This is a genomic window from Pseudomonas entomophila, from assembly GCF_029193575.1.
Lineage (GTDB): Bacteria > Pseudomonadota > Gammaproteobacteria > Pseudomonadales > Pseudomonadaceae > Aquipseudomonas > Aquipseudomonas entomophila_G.
In genome coordinates this window covers 14,198-37,238 of record NZ_JARGCS010000037.1, presented here as the reverse complement: position 1 = coordinate 37,238, position 23,041 = coordinate 14,198, and the positions used below count along the sequence as shown (strand labels likewise).

Below are 23,041 nucleotides of genomic sequence, written 5' to 3'. Positions count from 1 at the left end.
CTCCCCAACAACACTTACACACGGGGAGAATCACATGCACCAGCTCAACCCTCTGGCCCGTCAGGTCAGCCTCGCGCTGCTCCTGTCCGGTGCCAGCCACACGGCCCTGGCAGCCAGCGAACCCAGCACCGAGAAGAAGACCGACACCGCTCTGGAAACCGTCACCGTCACCGCCCAGCACCGCGAGGAAACCCTCCAGGAAGTGCCGGTCGCGGTGTCGGCGATCAAGGGCACGCAGATCACCGCCGACGGCGTGCGCTCGATGGGCGACCTGACCACCTTCGTGCCCAACGCCGCGGCCAAGAACCCCGACGGCGACGGCCGCCCACGCTGGTACATCCGCGGCCTGGGCACCGGTGACACGGGGGCGGCCACCGTGTACCCGGTGGGCATCTACGCCGACGACGTCTACCTCAATGCGCCCATCGCCGGCGGCGGGCCGCTGTTCGACCTGGAACGCATCGAGATCCTGCGTGGGCCGCAGGGCACCTTGTATGGCAAGAACACCACCGCAGGCGCGGTCAACGTGATCTCGAAGAAGCCGACTTTCGACACCGACGGCTACGGCACCCTCGGCTTCGGCAGCAAGAACGAACGCATCCTCACCGGCGCCCTCGGCGGCACGCTGGTGGACGAGAAGCTGGCCGGGCGCGTGTCGCTGTATTCCGAGGAGCGCGACGGTTTCCAGAAGAACGACTTCGACGGCAACACCTACGGCGACGTCAACAAGAAGGCCATCCGCCTGCAGTTCCTCGCCCAGCTCAACCCCGACCTGGACGCCCTGCTGAAAATCCACAGCCGCCAGTTCAAGGGCGACGGCAGCAACGGCTCGCTGCCGGTGGGCCGCTACTACAACGTCGGCTACCAGCGCCCCGAGGGCCGCGACATCGCGCTGAACGTCAACGAAGACTATCGCCTGGACCACGACGGCGCCTCGCTGACGCTGAACTGGTACGTGGGCGACTACACCCTGACCTCGATCAGCGCCTACGACTACATCCGCAACCGCTCCACCACCGACGCCGACTACACCCCCTACGAGGTCAACGGCGCGTCGATCACCGACAACAGCTACCGCCAGTGGTCCCAGGAACTGCGCCTGGCCTCGCCGACCGACCGCCCGCTGCACTGGCTGGCCGGCGCCCACTACTTCCACGAAGACCTCGACAGCTCGGCGCTGCGCGTGGTCACCCCGGGCCCGACGCCCAACGGCACCGGCTCCAACCAGGTCGGCGGCACCGCGTTCCGTGACCAGGACTTCGACCACGCCACCGACAGCTACGCGCTGTTCGGCAACCTGACCTACGACTTCACCGAGGCCTTCAGCGTCACCGGCGGCCTGCGTTGGACCCAGGAGAAAAAGGACATCGACCTGGACTTGGTGCAGTTGACCCGCGCCAGCGCGGCCGGCCCGCTGATCCCGGTCGCCGGCGCCGGCACCAACGGCAACCGCCAGCAGGACAAGACCTGGGAAGCCTGGACCTACGACCTGACCCCGGAATACCGCATCAACGACAACCTGCGCGTGTTCTTCCGCTACGCCCACGGCTTCCGCTCCGGCGGTTTCAACACCGGCCTTTCGACCAGCCTGGCGCAGTTGACCACGGTCGACCCGGAAGAACTCGACGCCTACGAGCTGGGCCTGAAGTCCGAGTGGTTCGACCGCCGCCTGACGGTCAACGCCAACGTCTTCTACTACGACTACTCGGACATCCAGGTGAACCTGCTGACGGTCAACAACGGCGTGCTCACCACCGCGCTGACCAACGGCGCCAAGGGCAAGGTCAAGGGCGCGGAGCTGGAGATCGAAGGCCAGCCGACCGAGCGCCTGCACCTGCGCGCGGCGTTGTCGTTCCTCGACACCGAGTACACCGACTTCAAGAACGTCAACCCGACCACCGGGGCGGTGACCGCCGACTACAGCGGCAACAGTTTCGTGCGCTCGCCGCGCCACGTGGTGTCGCTGGGCGCCGACTACACCTTGCCGCTGGATGTGCCGGGGCGCGTGGTGGCCGGGGGCGATGTGAGCTTGCGCGACAAGGAGTACTTCCTCGCCGACCGCCAGAGCAGCGTCGATTCGACCCTCAGCCAACCGCACTACACCCTGGCCAACGCGCGCCTGAGTTGGTTCAGCGCCGACGACAAGCTCAGCGTCACCGGCTTCGTCAACAACCTCACCGACCGTCGCTACCAGGTGCACGGCCGGCCCAACGGCACCGCCGGGCAGTACGTGATCACCTACGGCGACCCGCGCACCGTGGGGTTGAGTGTCACCAGCCGGTTCTGAGTCGCCCTTTGCGGCCCTATCGCGGGGCAAGCCCGCTCCAGGTTTATCGCAGGCCCTGAAAACTGCGGGGTACCTGTAGGAGCGGGCTTGCCCCGCGATAGGGCCGGCCCATCCAACCCACCTTCAGCAGGAACCCCAGATGCCCCACCACACCCCCTTGGCCCGCGCCATCGCCGTGGCCATCGCCGGCCTCGCCGTGCCCGCTTTCGCCGCCGAACCCAACGACCGCCTCGACACCGTGGTCGTGGTCGGCACCCACAGAAGCGACGTCACCGCCCTGCAAAGCGCAGCGCCGGTCGATGTGCTCAGCGGCGAGCAACTGCGTGAAACCGGCGCCAGCGACCTTTCCAGCGCCCTCACCGCCCTCTCGCCGTCGTTCAGCTTCCCACAGGCGCCCCAGGGCGCCTTCGCCGGCTCCATCGCCCAGGGCGCCTCGCTGCGCGGCCTGGCCTCGGACCAGGTGCTGGTGCTGGTCAACGGCAAGCGCCGCCACACCAGCGCCAACGTCACTCGCCAGGGCCTGGTCAACGGTCGCGGCGCGGCGGCGGTGGACCTCAGCCTGATTCCCCTGGCCGCCATCGAGCGGGTGGAGATCCTGCGTGACGGCGCCGCCGCCCAGTACGGCTCCGACGCCATCGCCGGGGTGATCAACATCGTGCTCAAGGAGCGCGACGACGGCGGCAACGTCGGCTACCGCTTCGGCGGCTACGACAAGGGCGACGGCCTGCAACGCAAACTCAGCGGCTGGAAAGGCTTCGCCCTGCCCAACGACGGTTTCCTCACCCTGGCCTTCGACGCCGGCAGCCAGGACCCGGCCAGCGACACCCGCGACGACAACCGCCTGTTCTACCCCGGCTCCACCAGCATCAACACCCCGCGCGAGCAGAACAACCGCTACCGCAACTGGCGCTGGGGCTCGGGCAACGTCTCCGACCAGTACAACTTCACCGCCAACGCCGAGGTGGGCCTGGGCGGCGGCCTGAGCGCCTACGGCTTCGCCACCTACGCGCACAAGAACACTGACGCCGAGGGCTTCTTCGACCCGCCCACCACCCTGCGCAGCAACTACGGCAGCACGGCCCTGGCGCGCTACCCGGACGGGCGCCTGCCGATCACCCGCTACGGCCTGCAGGACTACGCCGCCACCGGCGGCCTGCGCTGGGAAGACGAGGCCCTGGGCAAGTTCGACCTGGCGCTGAACTACGGCAACGACCGTCTCGACTCCACCGACCGCGACGCCATCAACCCCAGCTGGGGCGCGGCCAGCCCGTCGACTATCTACACCGGCCGGCGCGAGGCCGACCAGACCAACCTGACCCTGGACTGGACCCGCGACTTCGCCACCGACCTGCTGTTCAAGCCCCTGACCGTTTCTGGCGGCCTCGCCTGGCGCAAGGAGCACTACGACCTGACCGCCGGCGATGCGGCCGGCTGGGCCAACGGCCCGCTGTTCAACACCCTCGACCCGCTCACCGGCCGCCGCCTGCCCGGCTACTACTCGGGCATCACCCAGGTCGACGCCGCGTCACTGGACCGCCGGGTGATCGGCGCCTACTTCGACGTCGAGGCGCAGGTCACCGAGCGATTCCAGGCGGGCCTGGCGGTGCGCAGCGAGCATTATTCGGACTTCGGCGACACCACCAACGGCAAGCTCTCGGTGCGCTACGACTTCACCCCGCAGATCGCCGCGCGGGCCAGCGCCAGCACCGGCTACCGCGCGCCCTCGCTGGTGCAGAGCGGGCTGTCGTCGTTCAGCGTGCAGGTGGTCGAGCAGCCGCCGGGCAGCGGCAACTGGGTCGAGGTGCAGCAGCGCACCCTGCGCGCCGACAGCCCCGAGGCGCAGTTGCTCGGCGGCAAGGCGCTCAAGCCAGAGGAGTCGACCAACTTCTCGGTGGGCCTGGTGTGGCGCCCACTGCCCAATGCCTCGGTGACCCTCGACGCCTACCGCATCGACATCGACAACCGCATCACCCTGTCCGACCAGTTGCCGGCCTCGGTGGTCACGCCGATCTTCGCCGGCACGCCTTACGCCAATATCCAGAGCGCGGCGTTCTACAGCAACATCGCCGACACCCGCACCGACGGCGTGGAACTGGCCGGCAACTACCAGCTCGACCTGGGCCGCTGGGGCCAGCTCAACCTGAACGGCGGCTATGCGCGCAACAACACGCGCATCACCGGGTTGGACGATGTGGGCGGCATTCCCGGCAACCAGATCATCGGCCGCAATACCCAGGGCCTGATCGAGGACGGCACCCCGAAGGACAAGCTGACCCTGAGCGCCAACTGGCTGTACGAGGGCTGGAGCGTGACCGTGGCCCAGCGACGCTATGGCGAATGGCAGAACCGCAACGCCACCAACCCGGCGCTGGACCAGACCTTCAGCGCGCAGTGGGTGACCGACCTGGACGTGGCGTACCGCTTCGACCTCGGGCTGACGTTCTCGGTGGGCGCGATCAACCTGTTCGACAGCCACCCGGACAAGCTGGAAGGCGCGCAGTTGTATGGGGTGCCGAAGTATTCGATCACCAGCCCCGAGGGGGCGCAGGGGGCGTTCTACTACACCAGTGTGAGTTACGATTTCTGAGGCTGAACAGGGTGTCGGTGGTGGACCCACCGACGCCATCGCGGGGCAAGCCCGCTCCAACAGGTACCTCACCGTGCATGAAGTCGGTGTTGAACCTGCGGGCTAGCCCCGCGATAGGGCCCACGGCTACACCCGCGCCAGGCTCGGCGAATGCGCCAGCAAGGTGCGGGTATAGCCCTCGCGCGGCCGATCCAGCACCTCTGCCACCGGCCCCTGCTCCACCACACGCCCCTGGCGCAACACCAGCACCCGGTCGGCGATCGCGCGCACCACACCCAGGTCATGGGTGACGAACAACAAGGTCACCCCCTGCGCCTGCAACCCACGCAACAACGCAAGGATCGACGCCTGCACCGACACATCCAGCGCCGAGGTGATCTCGTCGCACACCAGCACCTTGGGCTCGCACACCAACGCCCGGGCAATCGCCACGCGCTGGCGCTCGCCACCGGACAGGCTATGCGGGTACAGGTCAGCGACCCGCGCCGGCAGCGACACCCGCTCGAGCACCGCCTCCACCCGCCGCCGCGCCTCGGCGCCACGGATACCGAAGAAATGCGCCAACGGCGCGCTCAGCGCCTGCAACACGGTCTGGCGCGGGTTCAGCGCGCGATACGGGTTCTGGAAGATGTACTGGATCTGGTGACGCACCCCCGCCGAGCGCTGGCGCGCGGCGAACGGCAGCGGCCGGCCGGCGTAGCGCAACCGCCCGCCGACGTTTTCGCCCAGCCCGGCAATGGCGCGGGCCAGGCTGGTCTTGCCGGAGCCGGATTCACCCACCAAGGCCAGGCACTCGCCCGCAGCCACCTGCAACGACACGCCGAACAGCACCTGGCGGTCGTAGGCGACGTCCAGCCCATCGACCGCCAGCAGGGCCGGCGCGTCGAGCACGGCTGCCAGCGTGGCCTGCGCCGCTTCGCCCAATGCCAACGGCTCGCGATGCGGCGCCAGGCAGGCCACCTGCTGCTCCCCGTCCACCGCCAACAGCCCCGGCTCGATCATCGCGCACTCGGCACGCCGCCGTGGGCAGCGCGGGGCGAAGGCACAGCCGCTCGGGCGCTGGCCTGGAGCCGGAGCATGCCCGGCGATGGCCTGCAGCGGCTGGCGCCGGGCGACATCGGGAATCGCCGCGAGCAAGGCGCGGGTGTAGGGGTGGGCCGGCGCGCAGAACAGCCGCTCACGCCCGGCCACCTCCACCAGCCGCCCGGCGTACATGACCATCACCCGGTCCACCAGGTCGCGCACCACCGCCAAATCATGGGTGACGTACAACGCCGCCACGCCATGGTGGCGGCACAAGGTCTTGAGGGTTTCCAGCACATGGGCCTGGGTGGTCACGTCCAGCGCCGTGGTCGGCTCGTCGAGCACGATCAGCCGTGGCCGCAGGACGAACGCCAGGGCCAGCATCACCCGCTGCTGCTGGCCGCCGGAAAGCTGGTGTGGGAAACGCCGCAGGAACGCCTCGTCGTCGGGCAGGCCGACGTCCACCAGGGTTTCGGCGATGCGTCGGCGCTGGCCCTCGCGCGAAAGGCCCGGCTGGTGCGCCAACAGCGTTTCGCGCAGCAGCGTGCCCAGGCGCAAGGCCGGGTTGAGGGCCGTGGCCGGGTCCTGGGCGACGTAGCCGACCAAGCCGCCACGGGCCAGGCGCAGCGCCTCGCCCTGGAGGTCGAGCACGGCCTGCCCGGCCACCTCGATGCGCCCACTGGCGATCCGTGCGCCCTGGCGGGCATGGCGCAGCAAAGCAGTGGCCAGGGTGGTCTTGCCCGAGCCGGACTCACCCACCAGGCCGACGATCTCCCCCGCCGCGACGCTGAACGACACGCCCGAGAGCACGTCCACCTGCCCAGCCAGCTCCACCCGCAGCGCGTCGACCCGCAACACCGAGGCCGCGTCGATATCCACCACCGCATTCATGGCTGCTTCTCCCCGATCCGCGCGCTGGCCCGGCCGATGCCTTCGGCCAGGATGTTGGTGCCATAGGCGAACACCCCGATCAGCAACGCCGGGGCCAGCACGGCCCAAGGCTGCACCAGGAGGCCCGCCTGGTTCTCGTTGATCATCAGCCCCCAGTCGGCGGCCGGTGGCGCCACGCCGTAGCCGAGAAAGCCCAGGCCCGAGAGCATGCCCACGGCCCAGGTCAGCATGTTGCCGAAGTGCACCAGCAGTGGCGTGAGGATGTTCGGCAGGATCTCGCCGAAGAGAATGCGCCAGCGCGGGTAACCCATCATCTGCGCGGCTTCGACGAACTCCTGGCCGGCCACCGCCACCGCGCTGCCGCGCGCCAGGCGGATCACCCCAGGGGTGAAGGCGATGGCCACCGTGAGCATGATCAGCCACGGCGCGCGGCCGAGCATGGAGACGATCAACAGCACCAGGATCAAGTCCGGGAAGGCCAGCGACACATCCGCCGCCCAGCTGATCGCCTGGTCCAGGCGGCGGCGCGAGAAGCCCGCCAGCAGGCCCAGGCTGGCGCCGACCAACAGCGCGAGGGTCGCCGCCGCGAGCGACATCCACAACACCGACAGGCCACCACTGAGCAGCCGCGACAGCAGGTCATGGCCGAGGAAATCATGCCCCAGCGGCGCAGCGACGCTGGGCGGGCCATAGACCGGGCCGACCATGGCGGTCGGCGCATGCGGCGCGAGCCACGGGCCGAGCAAGGCCAGCAACGCCACCAGCAATGTGATCACGGCGCCGCGCCGCACCTGCGGGTCCGCCAGCCAACGGGTATCAGTCATGGGTCGCCTCCTCGGCGGGCACGCTGCGCGAACGCCGCCACCAGGGCAGGATGCCGCGCCGGTTGCGGCGGATCATCCGTACCCGGCGCGCGGTGCGCAGCTTGGGGGTGAGCAATACGGTGAGCAGGTCGGCCAGCAGGTTGATCAGCACCACCGCCAGGGTGATGACCAGCACGATGCCCTGGATCATCGGCAGGTCGCGCATCTGGATCGCCGCGTTGAGCGCGGTGCCGATGCCCGGGTAGCTGAAGATCACCTCGGCCAGCAGCGCGCCGCCGACCAGCGCGCGCAGGGTCAGGGCCACGCCCTGGATCGCCGGGGTCAGCGCGTTGGGCAAGGTGTGGCGCCAGACGATGCGCCGCTCGGGGATGCCGCGCAGGCGCGCGGCGACCACGTAGTCGGACTCCAGCGCCTCGATCATCGACGCGCGCACCAGCCGCGTGAGGTACGGCAGCGCCGACAGGCCCAGGGCGATCACCGGCAGCACCAGGTAATCCAGCTGTGCCCACAACGGGCGCTGCGGGTCGAGGATCGACACCGCCGGCAACCAGCCCATGCCGGGCATGGAGAACAGCAACACCAGGCCGATGGCCAGCAAGAAGCCCGGCGTGGCCTTGAACAGGATCAGCGCCGACAGGCCCCAGCGGTCCAGGCGGCTGTCGCGGCGCAGCGCCAGGCCCACGCCCAGCGCCAAGGCCAGCGGCACCACCAGGGCGAGCACCCCGGCCAGCAGCGCCAGGGTATGGCCCAGGCGGCCGAACAGTAGCGACGCCACCGGCACCTGCGAGTCCAGCGAGACGCCCAGTTCGCCTTGCAGCGCCGCGCCGAGCCAGCGCAGGTACTGCACCAGGATCGGCTGGTCCAGGCCCAGTTGCTGGCGCAGGGTGAGGATGCTCTCCAGCGGCGCGTCGGGGCCGAGGATCACCCGCGCCGGGTCCGAGGGCAGCGCCTGGGTGGCGATGAACACCACCAGGCTGATGACCCAGGCGGTGAGCAGGCCGTAGCCCAGGCGCCCGATGAACCAGGCCAGCCAGGCGGGTGTGTGCGGTGCGCAGTGCTGAGATTCAGGCATGGTTCAACCACAACTCGTCGAAGCGCCAGGAGGCGAAGGTGGTCTGTTCCGGCGTCAGGCCGCCGACCCGCGCGCTGGCGGCGTCGAGCACATCGCAGAAGCCCCAGATGAGCAGGCCGCCGCGTTCGTGCTGGATCGCCTGGGCCTCGTGCACCAGGGCCTTGCGCCGTTCCAGGTCGGGCTGGGCCAAGGCTTGGCCGAACAGTTCGGTGAAGCGTGGGTCGTGGAAGTTGCTGCGGTTGTAGATGGCCTGCGGCGCGTCGTTATGCAGCGCCGAGGCGAGAAAGCCACGGGCCGGGGTCGAGCCCGGCGACAGCTGCCACTGCTCGCGCTGCGGGCCGTTGAACACCGAGCCGTCGACCTGGGTGACCTTGATTTGCACCCCGGCCTTCTGCGCCTGCTGGGCGAACACCAGGGCGGCATTGACGCCGGGGCCGGCGCTGGTGGTCAGTTCCAGGCGCAGGTCGCTGTGCCCGGCCTGGCGCAACAGCGCGCGGGCCTGGTCGAGGTCGTGGGGGCGCTGGGCGATGGCGTGGTTGTAGGTCGGGTCGTGGGGCGAGTACAGGTCGTTGGCGATGCGCCCGAAACCGTTCAAGCCGCGCGCCACCAACTCCTGACGGTCGGCCAGCAGGCGCAAGGCCTGGCGCACGCGCGCATCCTGCAACGGCGCCTTGGCCAGGTTCAGGTTGAAGCCGGTGAACGAGGTGGTGGGCGAGGCATACAGGCGCAGGCGAGGGTCGGCCTTGAGCAGCGCGCTGTGCTCGGCCTGCACGCCGCTGGCCAAGTCGATCTGCCCGGCGCGCAGGGCGGCGGCGCGGGACACCTGGTCCTTGAATTCGATGATCTCCAGCTCGTCGGCGTAGGGCCGGTTGGGCTTGTAGTAGTTTTCGAAGCGGGTGTACAGCGAGCGCTGGCCGGGGATGAAGCTTTTCAGGCGATACGGCCCGGCGCCCACCGGGTTGCTCACAGGGTGGTAGTCGGTGGGCACGACGCCGCCGAAGCTGATCAGGGTTTCGTCCAGCGGGTAGAAGCTCTGGCCGTGCTTGAAGCGGATTTCGACGGTGCGGTCATCGCGCTTGCGCAGGGCGTTGCGGTCGATGGCGCCGACCAGGCCGGCAAACGGCGAAGCCAGTTGCGGGTCGGTCAGGCGCAGGATCGAGAACAGCAGGTCGTCGGCGCTGATGGTCTTGCCGTGGTGGAACTCCAGGCCCGGCTTCAGGCGCAGGGTCCAAGCGCTGGCGTCGGCGTTGGGTTCGGCGAACTCGGCCAGGGCCAGGCGGGTGCTGACGTCGGGGTTCCATTCCCAGCATTTGGCGTACAGCGCCCAGCCACGGATGATCCCGCCGCCCACCGGTTTGTGCGCGTCGAGGTTGCCGGATTGGTCGCCGTCGATGATGCCGACACGTAGCCGGCCACCGTGCACCGGTGTGCCGGACAAGGCTGCCGGACCGCTGGCCGGGGTGCCGGCGTCGCAGCCGCCGAGCAGGCTGGTGCCGAGCAGCAGGCCGCCGCCGAGGGCCAGGCCGTTGCCGAGGAAGGCTCGGCGGGAGAAGTCGTTCATCGGGGGAGTCTCATGGTGTGTGGGTGGGCGGATGCGCGCCGCTCACACGGCGCCCGATCGCGAGCCTGCTCATGCCCGCTCGGCCACCCCCAGGCGCGGCACCTCGAAGCCATGGTCCAGGTCGAGCAGCGGGAACAGCCGGTCGGCCACCCGCTGCGCCTCGTCGATCAACGGGAAACCCGAGAGAATGAACGCCGAGGTGCCCTGGGCCTCGTACTCGCGGATACGCTCGGCCACCTGCGCGGCGCTGCCCACCAGGTAGGTGCCGGCCGCCGGGCCAAGCAGGTTGAAACCGAACAGGCTCGGGCCGAGCCACACGTTCGGGTAAATCTCCAGCTCCCGCGCGCTGGGCAGGCGCCCGGCGCGGATGCTGTCGAGGTTGCGCTGGGTGCGTGGGTCGTCGCTGACGAAGCGCTCCAGCGTCTGCCCCGGCGGCAACTGGCGCTCGATCGAGGCGCGGGCGGTGGCCAGCGAGGTGCGTTGCAGCAGCTTCTCGGCATGCGCCCAGGCCTCTTCCTCGGTTTCGCGCACGATCACCTGCAGGCGCGTGCCGTAGGTCAGCGTGCGGCCGATCTTCGCCGCTTCGGCGGCGACCCGGCGGAACTTGTCGCCAAGCTTTTGCGGGGTGTCGGCGAAACTCAGGTACACGTCGAGCAACTGCACCGAATGGGCCACGCCCGGCGCCGAGGTGCCAGCGCCCCACAACGGGATGCCCGGCGTCTGCTTCGGCGGGTGCCAGCCCCCGAGCGGGTGCTTGGCCGCCGCCGGGGCGCGCGGGGCGAGCTTCACGTAGCGGCCCTCGAACCCGTCGGTGTCGCCGGCATAGAAGCGCTGGAACGCACGCCAGTATTCGAGGCTGAAGTCGTAGCGCTCATCGTGCGGGTAATGCACGCCCAGGGTGGCCAACCCCGCGTCGTTGCCGTTGACCACGTTGAACAACAGCCGGCCATTGGAGAACTGGTCGAACGTCAGCGCCCACTTGGCCAGCACCGCCGGCGACAGTTCGCCGGGGTGCTGCGCCACCAGAAAGCGCAGGCGCTCGGTGGCGTCGATCAGCGACGCCGCCACCGCCAGGCTCTCGTTGGGGCTCGAGCCCAGCAACGAGCCGTAGTAGCCCAGGCGATCGGCCGCCACGGCCAGTTGCTTGAGGTGCTGGAAGTCGGTGTGCCAGCGCCCCTGTGGCTCCCACGGGTAAGGGCCATCGGGGGTGGTGAGGTACCAGAGGATCTTGACCGCCATCGGCGTATTCCTTGCGAAGAGTGAACGGAATCAGTTGCGCCGATCGATGCCCGGCACCAGGCCCAGCTCGGTGGCGCGCTCGTACAGGCCGCTCATCTTCCACTGCTGGGTGAGCACGCCCGGGCCATAGGGGCGCGAGCCGCCGAGGGCGTCGGCGAGCAGCTGGATCTGCGCGCCCTCCTCCAGCAGCAGGATGAACTCGGCGGTGGCGCGCAGGCCCTGCTTGCCCCACACGGTGGCGCCGCCGTTGGCTTCGAGGATGGCCAGGTTGAAGGGGTTCTCGGCGATCTTGTCGAGGATGAAATCCACCTCGGCCTGGCGCCGGTCGATGTACACCGGCAGCTCGCGGGCCAGTTGGTAACGCTGCACCGGCACGTAGTGGAACGGCAGGGTGCGGTGGGTCTGGGCCCAGGCGCCGAGGTACGGCGAGTGCACGTGGGACACCGTGGTGACGTCGGCATGCGCCTGGAACAGCTTGGTGTAGCGGCCCAGGCCGCCACGCGCCTTGCCGCGCACCACGTTGCCGGCAAAGTCGCTGACACTGGCCTGCAACGGCTGGTGGCGGTTCCACGGGCCGCCGTAGTTCACCGACACCAGCAACTCCTGGCCGGGCACGCGCTCGATGAAGCCGACGGTGCCGTTGGCGGTGATGGTGTGGGTTTCGCGGAACACGGTGAAGGCCGCTTCGGCCTCGGCGAGCACCTGGTCGACGAAGGTGTCCAGGTCGATTTGCTCATTGATCAGTACGGTCATCTCAGGTCTCCGGTATCAGGCGCGGCGCTGGGCCAGCAGGTCATGGGCGGCTTGCAGGGGGCGGTGGTCGACCCAGTCGGCGAGGTCGAAGTCGCGTTCCAGGAAGCCGTGCAGGTTGAGGAAGGTCTTCTGTGTGTCGAGGAACGCCAGGCGCTGGGACGAGAGGTCCGGCGCCAGGGTGGTGTGAAAATCGCCGCGGTAGGCCTCGGCCACGCCCTGGCTGCCGGCGCGGGTCTCTTCCTCGAGGATGGCGTTGAGGCCGTCGCGGTTGCTCGCGGCCCATTCAGCGGCGCGCAGGGTCTGGGCGAGAAAGCGCGTGACCAGGTCGAAGTGCTCGTCGAGCAGGCTCTGGTGCACGGTGATCGGCCTGGGCGTGCCGTTGTTGATGCGGTGGCGCGGGTCGGGCAGCGCGTCGAGGTCGACCCCCACCACCAGGCCCAGGCGCCGCGCGGCATCGGCGGCGGCGGCGCCCTTGACGTAGACCGCGTCGACCTCGCCGCGCACCAGGTAGTCCAGGCCCGACCACAGGCGTTGCAGGCCCAGCTGCGGGGTGGCGGCCTGGGCCTGGTCGAGCAGCGCCACCTCCACCAGTTGCACATCGTCCAGGCCCAGGCCTGCGGAAGCCAAGGCGCCCTTGTAGCCATGCAGGCTCATGGCGCGGGCGATGCTGCCGGGGCGGCTGGCGCCCCAGGCCGGCAGGGCCAGGCGCTTGCCGCGCAGGTCTTCGGCGCGGCGGATGCCTGAGTCCGGGCGCACGAGAACGGTCTGCCACTCTTCGATCCAGGTCAGGCCGATCAGCCGGCTCGGCGCGCCGGCGGCGCGGGCGGCCAAGGCCGGCAGGTTGCCGCCTTCGCGAAACAGGCCGGGGAGCTGGTGATCGTAGTGGTGCTGGCCCAGTTCGCGGGCCTCCTGCAGGGTGTCGACCGGCAGGCCGTCGGCGGCGAACTCCTCGGTCAGCCAGCCGAGCTTGTAGGCGATGCCCGAAGCGGTGGGCACCGGGCAGCGGGTGAACCAGAGGCGCTCCAGGGCCGTGGGCGGCTGGGGGCGGATCGGGGTAGATGCAAGGGTCATGGGGTCGCTCCTTGAGGGTCGTGGCGAGGGTATTGCAGCGCCCGTGCCAACGGCTGAAAGGCTTGAATTACGGGGGATGCGGGGTTTTCGCGGAGGATTGGGTGCTGGCCTGGGTGCAGGATTGCGGGGCGGGTGCTGCCAGATCAGCAGTCGCCAGGATGGGGGTGTTGCTGGGGCAGCAATCGACGTTGTGAAGTGGGCCGTAAGCCTTATGCCGCAAGGGCTTCATCGGTGTGGCAAAGAAGTTGCTCTATGCCTGGCAGAGCGTGGGGCCGCTGCGCAGCCCCCAGACCCCCATCGAGGAAACCCCATGACAACGTCCCCCCCCCGCCGCCTCACCAGCGAAGCCGAAGCCATCGCCACCGCGCGCCAGGTCGCCGAGGCCATCGCCGCCCTCGCCGCAGACCCGGCCAACAACGGCCAACTCCCCCGTCGCCAGGCCGAGCTGCTGTCCAGCAGCGGCCTCACCGCCATCGCCGTGCCCGCCCAGTTCGGCGGCCTCGGCGCCTCGGTGCAGACCCTCGTCGAGACCGTGCGCCTGATCTCCACCGCCGACGGCGGCGTCGGCCAGCTGTTGCAGATCCACCAGGTGATGCTGCGTGGCGTGCTCACCGGCTACCCGGACGAGGTGCGCGACCGCGTGCTCGCCGACGTGCTCGCCGGCAAACGCCTGGGCAACGCCCTGGCCGAGGTCGGCGGCAAGAACAAGTTCGCCCTCAAGACCCGTGTCGAGCGCCGCGACGATGGCAAGCAGGTGCTCAATGGCAGCAAGTTCTACTCCACCGGCTCCTACCTGGCCGAGTGGATCTCGCTGACCGCGGCCAGCGAAGACGGCGGGGTCGGCGTGCTGCTGCACCGCGACACACCGGGCCTGACCCTGGTCGATGACTGGGACGCCTTCGGCCAGCAGAACTCGGTGAGCGGCACGGTGCAGTTCGACGACATCGTGCTCGACGAGCGCTACCTGGCCCGGCGCAGCGGGCCGATGAAACGCACCGGCCTGACCTTCCCGCAGATTCTCCACGCCGCCATCGACACCGGCATCGCCGCCGGCGCCCTGGACGCGGCGGTGCAGTACCTGCGCGAGCATGCGCGGGCCTGGGTGGAGAGCGGCGTCGAGCGGGCCAGCGAGGAGCCCCATGTGATCCGCCAGGTCGGCGAATATGCCGTGGCCCTGCGCGGCGCCGAGTCGGTGCTGCGCGACGCCGCGCGGGTGTTCGACGAACACGAGCGCGACCCGGAGGACAAGGCCCTGCAGGATGAACTCATCCTCTCGGTGGCCACCGCCCGCGCGCATTCCGATGCCGCCTCGCTGAAGATCGCCAGCGATTTGTTCTCGCTGCTCGGCGCCAGTGCCAGCCTGAGCAAGTGGAACCTCGACCGCTTCTGGCGCAACGCGCGGGTGCACACCACCCACGACCCGATCCGCTGGCGCTTGCACAACGTCGGCAACTACTACCTCAACGGCGTGGACCCAGGCGAGTACACGGCGATCCTCAACGCCAAGGAAGCCCAGGGCGCCACGCGCCGCTGAACCCTGAAACACCCCTGTAGAAGCAGGCTTGCCCGCTCCTACAGGGGATCGCGCCCTTTCTGGAATGCCTCCATGCCCCACCCTCTCCTGCGCGCCCTGGCCATCTACCGCGAGATGCCTTGGCGTTTCACCCTGGTCGCGGCGCTGTACCTCGCCGGCAACCTGGGCCTGGTCTGGCAGCAGTGGCTGATCGGCCACGCGGTCAACGACGTCAGCGCCGGCCACGCCGTGCTGCGCCTGCCCGACGGCAGCCTCGACACGCGCCTGGCCTGGTACTGGCTGTGGCTGCTGCTGGCCGTGGCCCTGGGCCGGGGCCTGTTGCAATACGCCGCCGCGGTGCTGTCGCTGGTGCTCAGCCAGGCCCTGCTCACACGCCTGCGCGAACGCATCCTCGAACAGGTGCAGGCCCTGCACCTTGGGTACCACTGGCAGCACGGCATGGGTGAGCTGGTCACCCGCACCACGCGTGATGCCGATAAGGTGCGCGATGCGCTGATCACCTTCTGGCGGCAGATCGTCGAGACGCCGCTGGTGGTGCTGGCGACGGTCGGCCTGCTGGGCTGGTACGACCCGCTGCTGGGCCTGGTGCCGCTGCTGCTGACCCTCGCAGCGCTGGGGCTGTTCGTGGTGCAGACCGAGCGCCTGGTGGCCTTGGACCGCGCCGTGGGCAGCGCCTACGACCAAGTCAGCCAGGACCTCGCCGAGGGCATAGGCGGTGTGCGGGTGATCAAGGCGTTCGGCCTGGAAACGCTGCGCATCGAACGCTTCGCCGCGCAGGTGGCGGTGTTCTCCGGCCACGCCCGCAGCGCCCTGGCCTACGCCGCCTCGCGCATTCCGCTGCCGCAGGCGGTGGTGGCGCTGGGGCACGTGTGGGTGCTGGTGTACGGCGCCCACCAGGTGGCCGCCGGGCGCCTGGGCATCGGCGAGCTGGTGACCTCGCTGCTGCTGGCCACCACCCTGGTGTTTCGCATCGAGGGCATCGGCCGGGTGATGCAGACCTTCGCCGACGCCCGCGCCAGCGCCGAGCGCATCTGGCAATTGCTCGACGAAACCCCGGCCATCGCCACGGGCGCCGGCGCCCTGCCCGCCGGCCCGCTGGGCCTGAAGCTTGAGCAGGTGACGGTCAGCGCGGCGCCAGGCGGGCGGCGGATTCTCGACGGCTGTTCGCTGACCGTGCAGCCCGGCGAGGTGGTGGCGCTGGTCGGCGCCACCGGCACCGGCAAGAGCCTGCTGGCCAGCCTGCTGCCACGGCTGGCCGAGGCGCACCGCGGCAGCGTGCAGGTCGGCAGCGAGCCTGGCGGCTGGCACGACGTGCGCGGGCTGGACCTGGCCGCCCTGCGCCGCCGCGTGCAGGTGCTGCCTCAGGAGAGCTTCCTGTTCTCCGACAGCCTGGCCGCCAACCTGCGCCTGGCCGCGCCGAGCGCCAGCGACGCGGCGCTGCAGGAGAGCCTGCGCCTGGCCGCCGCCGACGAGGTGCTCGAGCGCCTGCCGCAGGGCCTGGACACGCCCCTGGGCGACCGTGGCGTGACCCTCTCCGGCGGCCAGCGCCAGCGCCTGTGCCTGGCCCGCGCGCTGCTCGGCGCGCCCGACATCCTCTGCCTGGACGACGCCACCAGCGCCCTGGACGCCCACGCCGAGCGCCGGGTGCTGGCGAACATTCGCCACCTGCGCGGCCAGCAGGGCCACGCGCCGACCCTGCTGCTGATCACCAGCCGCCTGTCGACCCTGCTGCTGGCCGACCGCGTGCTGATGCTCGCGCACGGGCGCATCGTCGCCAGCGGCCGCCACGCCGAGCTTGCCGCCACCAACACCCACTACCGCGACCTGCTGGGGATCGAGCATGACTGACACGCGCCACGGCAAGACGCCGAGCGACCTGGAAATCGAACAGACCCTGGCCCGCCAGGCCCTCGACCGCGGCATGCTGCACCGCCTGCTGCCGCTGCTGCGCCCGGTGCGCGGCGCGATCCTCACGGTGATCGGCATCGAGCTGCTGCTGGTGTTCACCGTGTTCCTGCGGCCCTGGTTCGTCCGCGAACTGCTCGACCGTGGCCTGCTGCCGGCCGCTGACCACTGGCTGCTGGACGAACGCCTGGTGCTGTGGCTGGGCCTGGCCCTGGCGGCCAGTTGGCTGGCGCGCTTCCTGCTGGCCGGGGTGTCGCAGTGGGTGGCCGGGCGCGCGGCGATCGGTGTGCTCAACGCCCTGCGCGTGCGGGTGTTCGCGCATGTGCAGGCGCTGTCGGTGAGCTACTTCGACCAGACCCGCGCCGGGCGCATCATGTCCCGCGCCGACCGCGACGTCGACGCCCTCGAACCGCTGCTGGTGCAAGGCCCGCCGGAGCTGCTCGGCGCCTTGCTGCGTTGCGTCCTGGCGGCGGTGATGCTGTGGCGCATCGAGCCGAGCTTCTTCTACAGCCTGGCCGCCACCGTGCCGCTGCTGGTGCTGGCCACCTGGCGCTTCAAGCGCATCTCGCAGCGCAACTGGGCCAAGGTCGCCGAGCAGCGCAGCCGCTTCACCGCGCATTTGGTGGAGAGCGTCAGCGGCGTGCGGTTGATCCAGCAATGCGGCCAGCAGGCGCGCAATACGCGGCGCTACCGGGGCCTGCTGGACGACTTCAACCAGGCGCTGATCCACGGCAGCCTGCGCGCCGGTTGGTTCGCGCCGTTCACCGCGCTGCTCAGCACGGCGGGCATGGCGCTGTTGCTGATGGTCGGCGCCCACGGCCTGGCGGCGGGCACGGTGAGCGTCGGCCAGGTGGCCGAGAGCCTGTTCTACGTGTTCCTGTTCCTCGGGCCGTTGCAGGAGCTGTCGGACCTGTTCGAGCGCTACGCCACCGGCTCCGCCTCGGCGCAGCGCATTTTCCTGCTGCTCGACACCCGCCCCCAGGTGCTCGACCCGCCGCAACCGCACGCACTGGGCCGGGCCCGGGGCCAGGTGGACTTCGAGCAGGTCGACTTCGCCTACCACGGGGCCAGCGCGCGCCCGGTGATCGATGGGTTGGACCTGCACATACGCGCCGGCGAGGTGCTGGCCATCGTCGGCCCCTCGGGGCATGGCAAGAGCACCCTGGTGCAGTTGCTGACGCGCTTCTACGACGTGCAAGGGGGCGCGGTGAAGCTCGATGGCATCGACCTGCGCGCACTGAGCCAGGCGCAGTTGCGGCGCAACGTCGGCGTGGTGTTGCAGGACAACGTGCTGTTCAGCGGCAGCATCCTCGACAACCTGCGCCTGGCCGCGCCCGGCGCCGACGATGCACGCTTGATCGCCGCGGCGCGCGAGTTGGGGGCCGACGAGGTGCTGGAACGGTTGCCGGCGCAGTACCACACCGAGGTCGGGCCGTTGGGTGGCCGCTTGAGCCATGGCCAGCGCCAATTGGTGTGCCTGGTGCGCGCCTACCTGGCGGACCCGGCGGTGCTGGTGCTGGACGAAGCCACCTCGGCGGTGGACGTGCACACCGAGCGGCGCATTCAGCGGGCGTTGCGGCGGCTGTGCGAGGGGCGCACGGCGATCATCATCGCCCATCGGCTGGCGACCATTCGCGATGCCGAGCGGATCGCCGTGGTGCGCCATGGGCGGGTGGTGGAACACGGGCGGCACGGGGAGTTGCTGGCGCGCGGCGGGGCGTATGCGGCGCTGCATGAGGCGTACTTGCGCAGTGCCGGCGAGGAAGTGCTCGAGCCGGCGATTTGAGTGGGCTGACCAGGCGCCATCGCGGGGCAAGCCCGCTCCAGGTATCGCGCTTGCGGTGAGAACGGTGGTGTGCCTGTAGCGGGCTGGCCCCACGATGGCGTGCTTGAGGCTCATGAGACGACTCCAGAGCAGTGAAAGGTGGAGTCATCGGCGAGCTCGGTGCATCCTAGGCAGGCCCCACCGATGCGCCCCCCAGCACACGAACCTTTTCCAGAAGAGACCCACCATGGCCAACGCCTATGCATCCCTGAAGACCGCCCACGCACCGGACCACATCTGGGCCCTGGTCGGCGGCTTCCAGAGCCTGCCCGACTGGTTGCCGTTCATTACCGAGAGCCTCACCAGCGAAGGCGGCCGCGTGCGCTCGCTGAAAGACCCGGACGGCAACAACATCGTCGAGCGGCTGATCGCCTTCGACGAGGCGGCGCGCAGCTACAGCTATTCGATCTTGCAGAGCCCGTTCCCGATCGCCAGCTACCTCGCCACCCTGCGCGTCAGCGCCGATGGCCAGGGCAGCCTGGTGGAGTGGTTTGGCGAGTTCAGCCCGAACGGGGTGGGTGAGGCCGAGGTCGAGGCGCTGTTCAAGGGCATCTACGAAGGTGGCCTGCAGGCCCTGGCCAAGACCTTGGGTTGATCATTCCGGCCCTATCGCGGGGCAAGCCCGCTCCTACAGGGGACTGCGCTGCCCTTGTAGGAGCGGGCCCCGCGATAGGGCCGCATTGTTGCCCCGAACTCATCACACCTTTGCCCGCCAACACCTGTTCCCACTCGCCGCAACGCCCTACCCTGCCGTTCAGACGCTTTCCATTCAAGGAACCGCCCATGTCGAACGACTACCAGGCCTGGGGCTGGACCCCAGGCGCCGGCCTCGACGGCCTGCACCTGACCCGCAAACCCCTGCCCACCCCCGGCCCCGGCGAAGTGCTGGTGGCCAACCGCGCCATCGCCCTCAACCCGGTGGACTGGAAGATCTGCGAACGGGGCCACCCCGCCTGGCAGCAAGGCACCGTGCCCGGTGTCGACGGCATGGGCGTGGTGTCGGCGGTCGGCGCGGGTGTCGACTTGCCGCTGGGCACCCGCGTGGCCTATCACCGCGTTGCCGCAGGCGTTGCGGGCGGTGAAGGGCGGCGAGGGCGGGAAGTGGGGGCGCGGGTGGTGTCGTAGCCCGCGCTGGACACCCTGATGGCTGATTAGTAGCATCGGATCCAATCTCCGATACACGGGCCTCCCACAATGGATCAGCTGAAAGCCACACATATTCAACGGGAAATGGGCTCCCCCATCCGCTCGGGTCTCAGCTGGCACGAGACCTGGCAAGGGCCAGACCATGGGCTGATCCGTTGCTGGGAAATCGGGCGTCAACGCGCCGAGGCCAACCCCGACCTCGCACAACGTTGCCGGGAAGGTCAACTGCCTGTGCTGGGTTGGAAGGGTGGACATGAACGCGCACTCAGGAAAACCCTGAAATTTGGCTCATTCAAGTACCTCGCCCAGTGGCAGGGTCTGCGCGGCGATAACCTGGAGATTGATCCAGGCACCGAGATCACTCTGAACTGCAGTCAGACCGGTATGTTGACCACGTTCACGCCAGACCGGGAAAAATACGCCAACGCAACCAACCAGGCCGAGTAAAGCAAGGCGCAAGGCATGGTCGATCTGCATCAGGAGTTCGAGAACAGCCGATTCTTCCACCAGGCCCGTATCGACCGGCGCTCGGTCGATGCCCTCTTGGGCATTGCAGCCGGGCTAACCGCCGACAACCGGGTCAATCAACAGGAAGCCGAATTCCTCAAGACTTGGATGGACCACCATCTTGTCCACCTGGAAGATCCGGTGATCAACCTGCTGTACCGTCGCCTGGCTGACATGTTGAAAGACGGTGTGCTCGACGATGAGGAGTCGAAGGAGCTACTCGGCTTGCTCAACCAGTTCTCGGGCACACCACGTAGAAGCGACAAGCCATTCACCTCCCCCACGACATTACCGCTGAACGACCCTGCCCCAGACCTCGTATGGGTCGATCGGGTCTATCTCTTCACTGGCACCATGGCCTACGGCCCACGCAAGGACTGTGAAGAGCTGGTCATGGAGCGCGGCGGGGCAATCGGCGCGAGCGTCAGCAAGAAGGTTCACTACCTGGTCGTTGGCAGTGTCGGTAACGAGCAGTGGCTGCACAGCAGCTACGGCACCAAGATCAAGAAAGCCATGGAGCTCAGGGAGACAGGCGCAGGCATCGCGATCATCAGTGAGAAGCACTGGCAGAGCGCTGTCTTCGGATGACCCGGATCATCGCTTCAACGCCGACTGGTAGACCGCCCCACGCTCACGTTTTCCGACCGAAACAACCACGACAACGATGCGCTCGTCTTCGACCCGGTAAACCAACCGATAGCCAGAGGCCTTGAGCTTGATCTTGTAATGGTTAGGCAACTCACGCAGCGCGTCGGCCTGAACACGCGGCAGGAGCAGGCGCTCCTTGAGTTTCTTCTTGATCTGCTCACGCACCGTGTGCCCGAGCTTTTCCCACTCTTTCAGGGCAGAGGGGAGGAATTCGAGCTTATAAGTCATCCAGGTTCACCGGTACCCCTTGCTCCCCGGCACGCGACTTGGCCTGCTCGGTCAACTCGATGTCCTCCAGACGCTCCATCATGGCTTCGTAGAGCTCCGCAGGCACCATATAGCCCATGACACGGTTGTGGTTGAGCACCGCGACCGGCATACCGGCGGCGCCCGACATCACGGCGGTGGGATTCTTTTTCAGCTCGGAGACGCTGACGGTCACGTCCGCGAAGATTTTTTGCATGATAAGCCCCTCAAAAAAGACCGATATTCTGGTCGTTATTTAGCACACCGACAAGGCCTTCGCTAAACACCTTTTGATCCCAGGCAGAGGGGTCATGGCTCTTGCCCAGCAGGCAAAACTCCTTGTACTCCATCTACCTTTTTCCCGCCGCGCCCTCTGCCCAGAATCTCCCCAACACGTATTTTTCCAGGAGATTCCATGACCCCCTTCAAACCCCTGCTGCTCGCCGCCGCCCTCGCGGCCACCGCCCAAACCGCCCTGGCCGCCGACTGGCGGCAGTCCGCCTACGGCCCGCGGGATGAAATCGGCGCCGCCAACCTGCTCACCCCCGAGGTGACCCGACAGGCCGCGCAGTTGATCAAGACCGGCAAGACCTACCCTCTGGCGGTAGCGGTCAGCAAGGACCTGCCCGCGTTCCGCCACCGCAGCTTCCACCTGTACAACATCCAGCCCGGTGAACAGGCCGGGCAGACCCTGGGCCGCAACAAGTTCACCTTCAACGACGAGCTGGTCAACGGCTGGACCGGCGTGGGCACCCAGCTCAACGGCATCGGCCACATCGGCATCGACAACGTCTACTACAACGACAACAAAGCCGCCGACTTCGTCACCGTCGAGGGCGTGACCAAGCTGGGCATCGAGAAGGTGCCGCCGATGGCCACCCGGGGCGTGGTGCTGGACATGACCGCCCACTACGGCAAGGCCATCGTGCCGGGCGGCACGGCGTTCACCGTCGAGGACATCAAGGCTGTGCTGAAGAAACAGGGCATTACCCTGCGCAAGGGCGATGTGGTCCTGTTCAACACTGGCTGGCTAGAGCTGATCGGCAAGGACAACGCGCAGTTCCTCGCCACCGAGCCGGGCATCGACCTGCCCGCTGCCGAGTGGCTGGCCGACCAGGGCATCGTCGCCTTCGGCGGCGACACCTGGGCCTCGGAGGTGTACCCCAACCCCACCGGCGAAGAGTTCCCGGTCAACCAGTTCATGCTGGCCAAGCGCGGCATCTACAACCTGGAACTGATCGACACCCGCGCGTTGGTGCGCGACCAGGCGTTCGAATTCATGTTCGTGCTGGGGCAACCGTTGTACAAAGGCTCGACGCAGGTGAACATCAACCCGGTGGCGATTCGCTGACCGAACGGGAGTGTTCTCCACACCTGGACTATGGTTCAAGGGCCGGCCCTGTCGCCAGGCGCCCTCTTGAACCGCAAATCATTGCTCGGAAGGACACTACCCATGGAGAAGGACACACTGTTCTGGAAGGTCGCCAACGGCGAGCGTCCAGTGCCGGACGCTACCGCGTTGCTCGGTTGGAAATTCATCCTGTTCGACCAACACAAGCGTCAGGTGGAAGTCCTTTTCAAGGCCGGCAAGGCACTGACCACTCCCTTGGGCTTCATCCATGGCGGTATGCTGACCGCCATGCTGGATGACTGCATGGGGCCTGCGGTGTTGGCCCTGCTCAAGCACGAGTATGTGGCGGTGAGCACGAAGATCGAAACCCGCTTCATCAAGCCGGCCCTGCCGGGATCAATCATTGGCCATGGCCAGGTCATCAGGAGCGTCCGACAATATCGTTACACCACCGGCGTGTTGATGGATGAACAGGAGAACATCCTGGCCACCGCCAAGGCGACCTACAAGGTCATCTACAGGCCGGAGCATGCCGATTGGCCCATACCGTGATACGACCAAGACATCTCTA

The 23,041-nt window shown here is 68.5% G+C and carries 21 protein-coding genes; 11 read left to right on the top strand and 10 right to left on the bottom strand.

The annotated features are described in order from the left end of the window. The first annotated feature begins 34 nt into the window (after positions 1 to 34). Both P0Y43_RS18595 and P0Y43_RS18590 read left to right on the top strand, forming a co-directional pair. A complete protein-coding gene (locus tag P0Y43_RS18595; protein ID WP_275638720.1) occupies positions 35 to 2,287 on the top strand; it encodes a TonB-dependent receptor in 2,253 nt (750 codons plus the stop codon). 139 nt (positions 2,288 to 2,426) lie between these two features. Further along, positions 2,427 to 4,874 carry a TonB-dependent receptor plug domain-containing protein gene (locus P0Y43_RS18590; protein WP_275638719.1) on the top strand — a complete coding sequence of 816 codons (2,448 nt, stop codon included), beginning with the start codon at positions 2,427 to 2,429 and terminating at the stop codon, positions 4,872 to 4,874. 126 nt (positions 4,875 to 5,000) lie between these two features. Here P0Y43_RS18590 and P0Y43_RS18585 read toward each other — a convergent pair whose 3' ends face one another. From P0Y43_RS18585 to P0Y43_RS18555, 7 genes are all read right to left on the bottom strand, one after another. Continuing rightward, positions 5,001 to 6,788 carry an ABC transporter ATP-binding protein gene (locus tag P0Y43_RS18585; protein WP_275638718.1) on the bottom strand — a complete coding sequence of 596 codons (1,788 nt, stop codon included), beginning with the start codon at positions 6,786 to 6,788 and terminating at the stop codon, positions 5,001 to 5,003. Next, complete coding sequence (locus tag P0Y43_RS18580) at positions 6,785 to 7,612, bottom strand: ABC transporter permease (protein WP_275638717.1); 828 nt, start codon at positions 7,610 to 7,612, stop codon at positions 6,785 to 6,787. Before P0Y43_RS18580 ends, P0Y43_RS18585 begins: the two co-directional genes overlap by 4 nt. Next, positions 7,605 to 8,684 (bottom strand): ABC transporter permease, encoded by a 1,080-nt coding sequence (locus P0Y43_RS18575; RefSeq protein ID WP_275638716.1) that lies wholly within the window; start codon positions 8,682 to 8,684, stop codon positions 7,605 to 7,607. Before P0Y43_RS18575 ends, P0Y43_RS18580 begins: the two co-directional genes overlap by 8 nt. Continuing rightward, a complete protein-coding gene (locus P0Y43_RS18570) occupies positions 8,677 to 10,245 on the bottom strand; it encodes an ABC transporter substrate-binding protein (RefSeq protein WP_275638715.1) in 1,569 nt (522 codons plus the stop codon). Before P0Y43_RS18570 ends, P0Y43_RS18575 begins: the two co-directional genes overlap by 8 nt. 69 nt (positions 10,246 to 10,314) lie before the next feature. Continuing rightward, complete coding sequence (locus tag P0Y43_RS18565; RefSeq protein WP_275638714.1) at positions 10,315 to 11,484, bottom strand: LLM class flavin-dependent oxidoreductase; 1,170 nt, start codon at positions 11,482 to 11,484, stop codon at positions 10,315 to 10,317. Positions 11,485 to 11,514: 30 nt separating this feature from the next. Further along, positions 11,515 to 12,237 (bottom strand): class II aldolase/adducin family protein, encoded by a 723-nt coding sequence (locus tag P0Y43_RS18560; RefSeq protein ID WP_275638713.1) that lies wholly within the window; start codon positions 12,235 to 12,237, stop codon positions 11,515 to 11,517. A 15-nt stretch (positions 12,238 to 12,252) separates the two neighbouring features. Continuing rightward, positions 12,253 to 13,308 carry an ABC transporter substrate-binding protein gene (locus tag P0Y43_RS18555; protein WP_275638712.1) on the bottom strand — a complete coding sequence of 352 codons (1,056 nt, stop codon included), beginning with the start codon at positions 13,306 to 13,308 and terminating at the stop codon, positions 12,253 to 12,255. Between the two features lie 310 nt (positions 13,309 to 13,618). On the opposite strand from P0Y43_RS18555, the gene P0Y43_RS18550 reads away from it, so the two are divergent. The 7 genes from P0Y43_RS18550 (at position 13,619) to P0Y43_RS18520 (ending at position 20,813) form a co-directional block, all read left to right on the top strand. After that, on the top strand, positions 13,619 to 14,842 hold the full coding sequence (locus P0Y43_RS18550; protein ID WP_275638711.1) for an acyl-CoA dehydrogenase family protein: 1,224 nt from the start codon (positions 13,619 to 13,621) through the stop codon (positions 14,840 to 14,842). Between the two features lie 72 nt (positions 14,843 to 14,914). Then, complete coding sequence (locus P0Y43_RS18545) at positions 14,915 to 16,690, top strand: ABC transporter ATP-binding protein (protein ID WP_275638710.1); 1,776 nt, start codon at positions 14,915 to 14,917, stop codon at positions 16,688 to 16,690. Next, positions 16,683 to 18,533 carry an ABC transporter ATP-binding protein gene (locus P0Y43_RS18540; RefSeq protein WP_275638709.1) on the top strand — a complete coding sequence of 617 codons (1,851 nt, stop codon included), beginning with the start codon at positions 16,683 to 16,685 and terminating at the stop codon, positions 18,531 to 18,533. Before P0Y43_RS18545 ends, P0Y43_RS18540 begins: the two co-directional genes overlap by 8 nt. 226 nt (positions 18,534 to 18,759) lie before the next feature. Then, the gene (locus P0Y43_RS18535; protein ID WP_275638708.1) at positions 18,760 to 19,167 is read left to right on the top strand and encodes an SRPBCC family protein; all 408 of its coding nucleotides are present in this window, start codon (positions 18,760 to 18,762) and stop codon (positions 19,165 to 19,167) included. A gap of 188 nt (positions 19,168 to 19,355) precedes the next feature. Next, positions 19,356 to 19,697, top strand: coding sequence for an alcohol dehydrogenase catalytic domain-containing protein (locus P0Y43_RS18530; protein ID WP_430540260.1), 342 nt, complete (start codon positions 19,356 to 19,358; stop codon positions 19,695 to 19,697). Positions 19,698 to 19,766: 69 nt separating this feature from the next. After that, positions 19,767 to 20,165 (top strand): hypothetical protein, encoded by a 399-nt coding sequence (locus P0Y43_RS18525; RefSeq protein ID WP_275638707.1) that lies wholly within the window; start codon positions 19,767 to 19,769, stop codon positions 20,163 to 20,165. A 15-nt stretch (positions 20,166 to 20,180) separates the two neighbouring features. Then, positions 20,181 to 20,813, top strand: coding sequence for a BRCT domain-containing protein (locus P0Y43_RS18520; protein WP_275638706.1), 633 nt, complete (start codon positions 20,181 to 20,183; stop codon positions 20,811 to 20,813). A 6-nt stretch (positions 20,814 to 20,819) separates the two neighbouring features. Here the strand turns inward: P0Y43_RS18520 and P0Y43_RS18515 are convergent, their stop codons facing one another. Genes P0Y43_RS18515 through P0Y43_RS18505 form a run of 3 tightly spaced genes read right to left on the bottom strand, consistent with a single transcriptional unit; the run spans position 20,820 to position 21,469 of the window. Further along, positions 20,820 to 21,101 carry a type II toxin-antitoxin system RelE family toxin gene (locus P0Y43_RS18515; protein ID WP_275638705.1) on the bottom strand — a complete coding sequence of 94 codons (282 nt, stop codon included), beginning with the start codon at positions 21,099 to 21,101 and terminating at the stop codon, positions 20,820 to 20,822. Next, entirely contained in the window at positions 21,091 to 21,336 is a 246-nt protein-coding gene (locus tag P0Y43_RS18510; protein WP_275638704.1) for a type II toxin-antitoxin system Phd/YefM family antitoxin, read from the bottom strand. Before P0Y43_RS18510 ends, P0Y43_RS18515 begins: the two co-directional genes overlap by 11 nt. A 10-nt stretch (positions 21,337 to 21,346) precedes the next feature. Further along, a complete protein-coding gene (locus P0Y43_RS18505) occupies positions 21,347 to 21,469 on the bottom strand; it encodes a hypothetical protein (protein WP_275638703.1) in 123 nt (40 codons plus the stop codon). A 65-nt stretch (positions 21,470 to 21,534) separates the two neighbouring features. Here P0Y43_RS18505 and P0Y43_RS18500 point away from each other — a divergent pair, with 65 nt between their 5' ends. Then, the gene (locus P0Y43_RS18500) at positions 21,535 to 22,470 is read left to right on the top strand and encodes a cyclase family protein (protein WP_275638702.1); all 936 of its coding nucleotides are present in this window, start codon (positions 21,535 to 21,537) and stop codon (positions 22,468 to 22,470) included. 102 nt (positions 22,471 to 22,572) lie between these two features. Then, positions 22,573 to 23,022 carry a PaaI family thioesterase gene (locus P0Y43_RS18495; protein WP_275638701.1) on the top strand — a complete coding sequence of 150 codons (450 nt, stop codon included), beginning with the start codon at positions 22,573 to 22,575 and terminating at the stop codon, positions 23,020 to 23,022. Positions 23,023 to 23,041 lie beyond the last annotated feature (19 nt).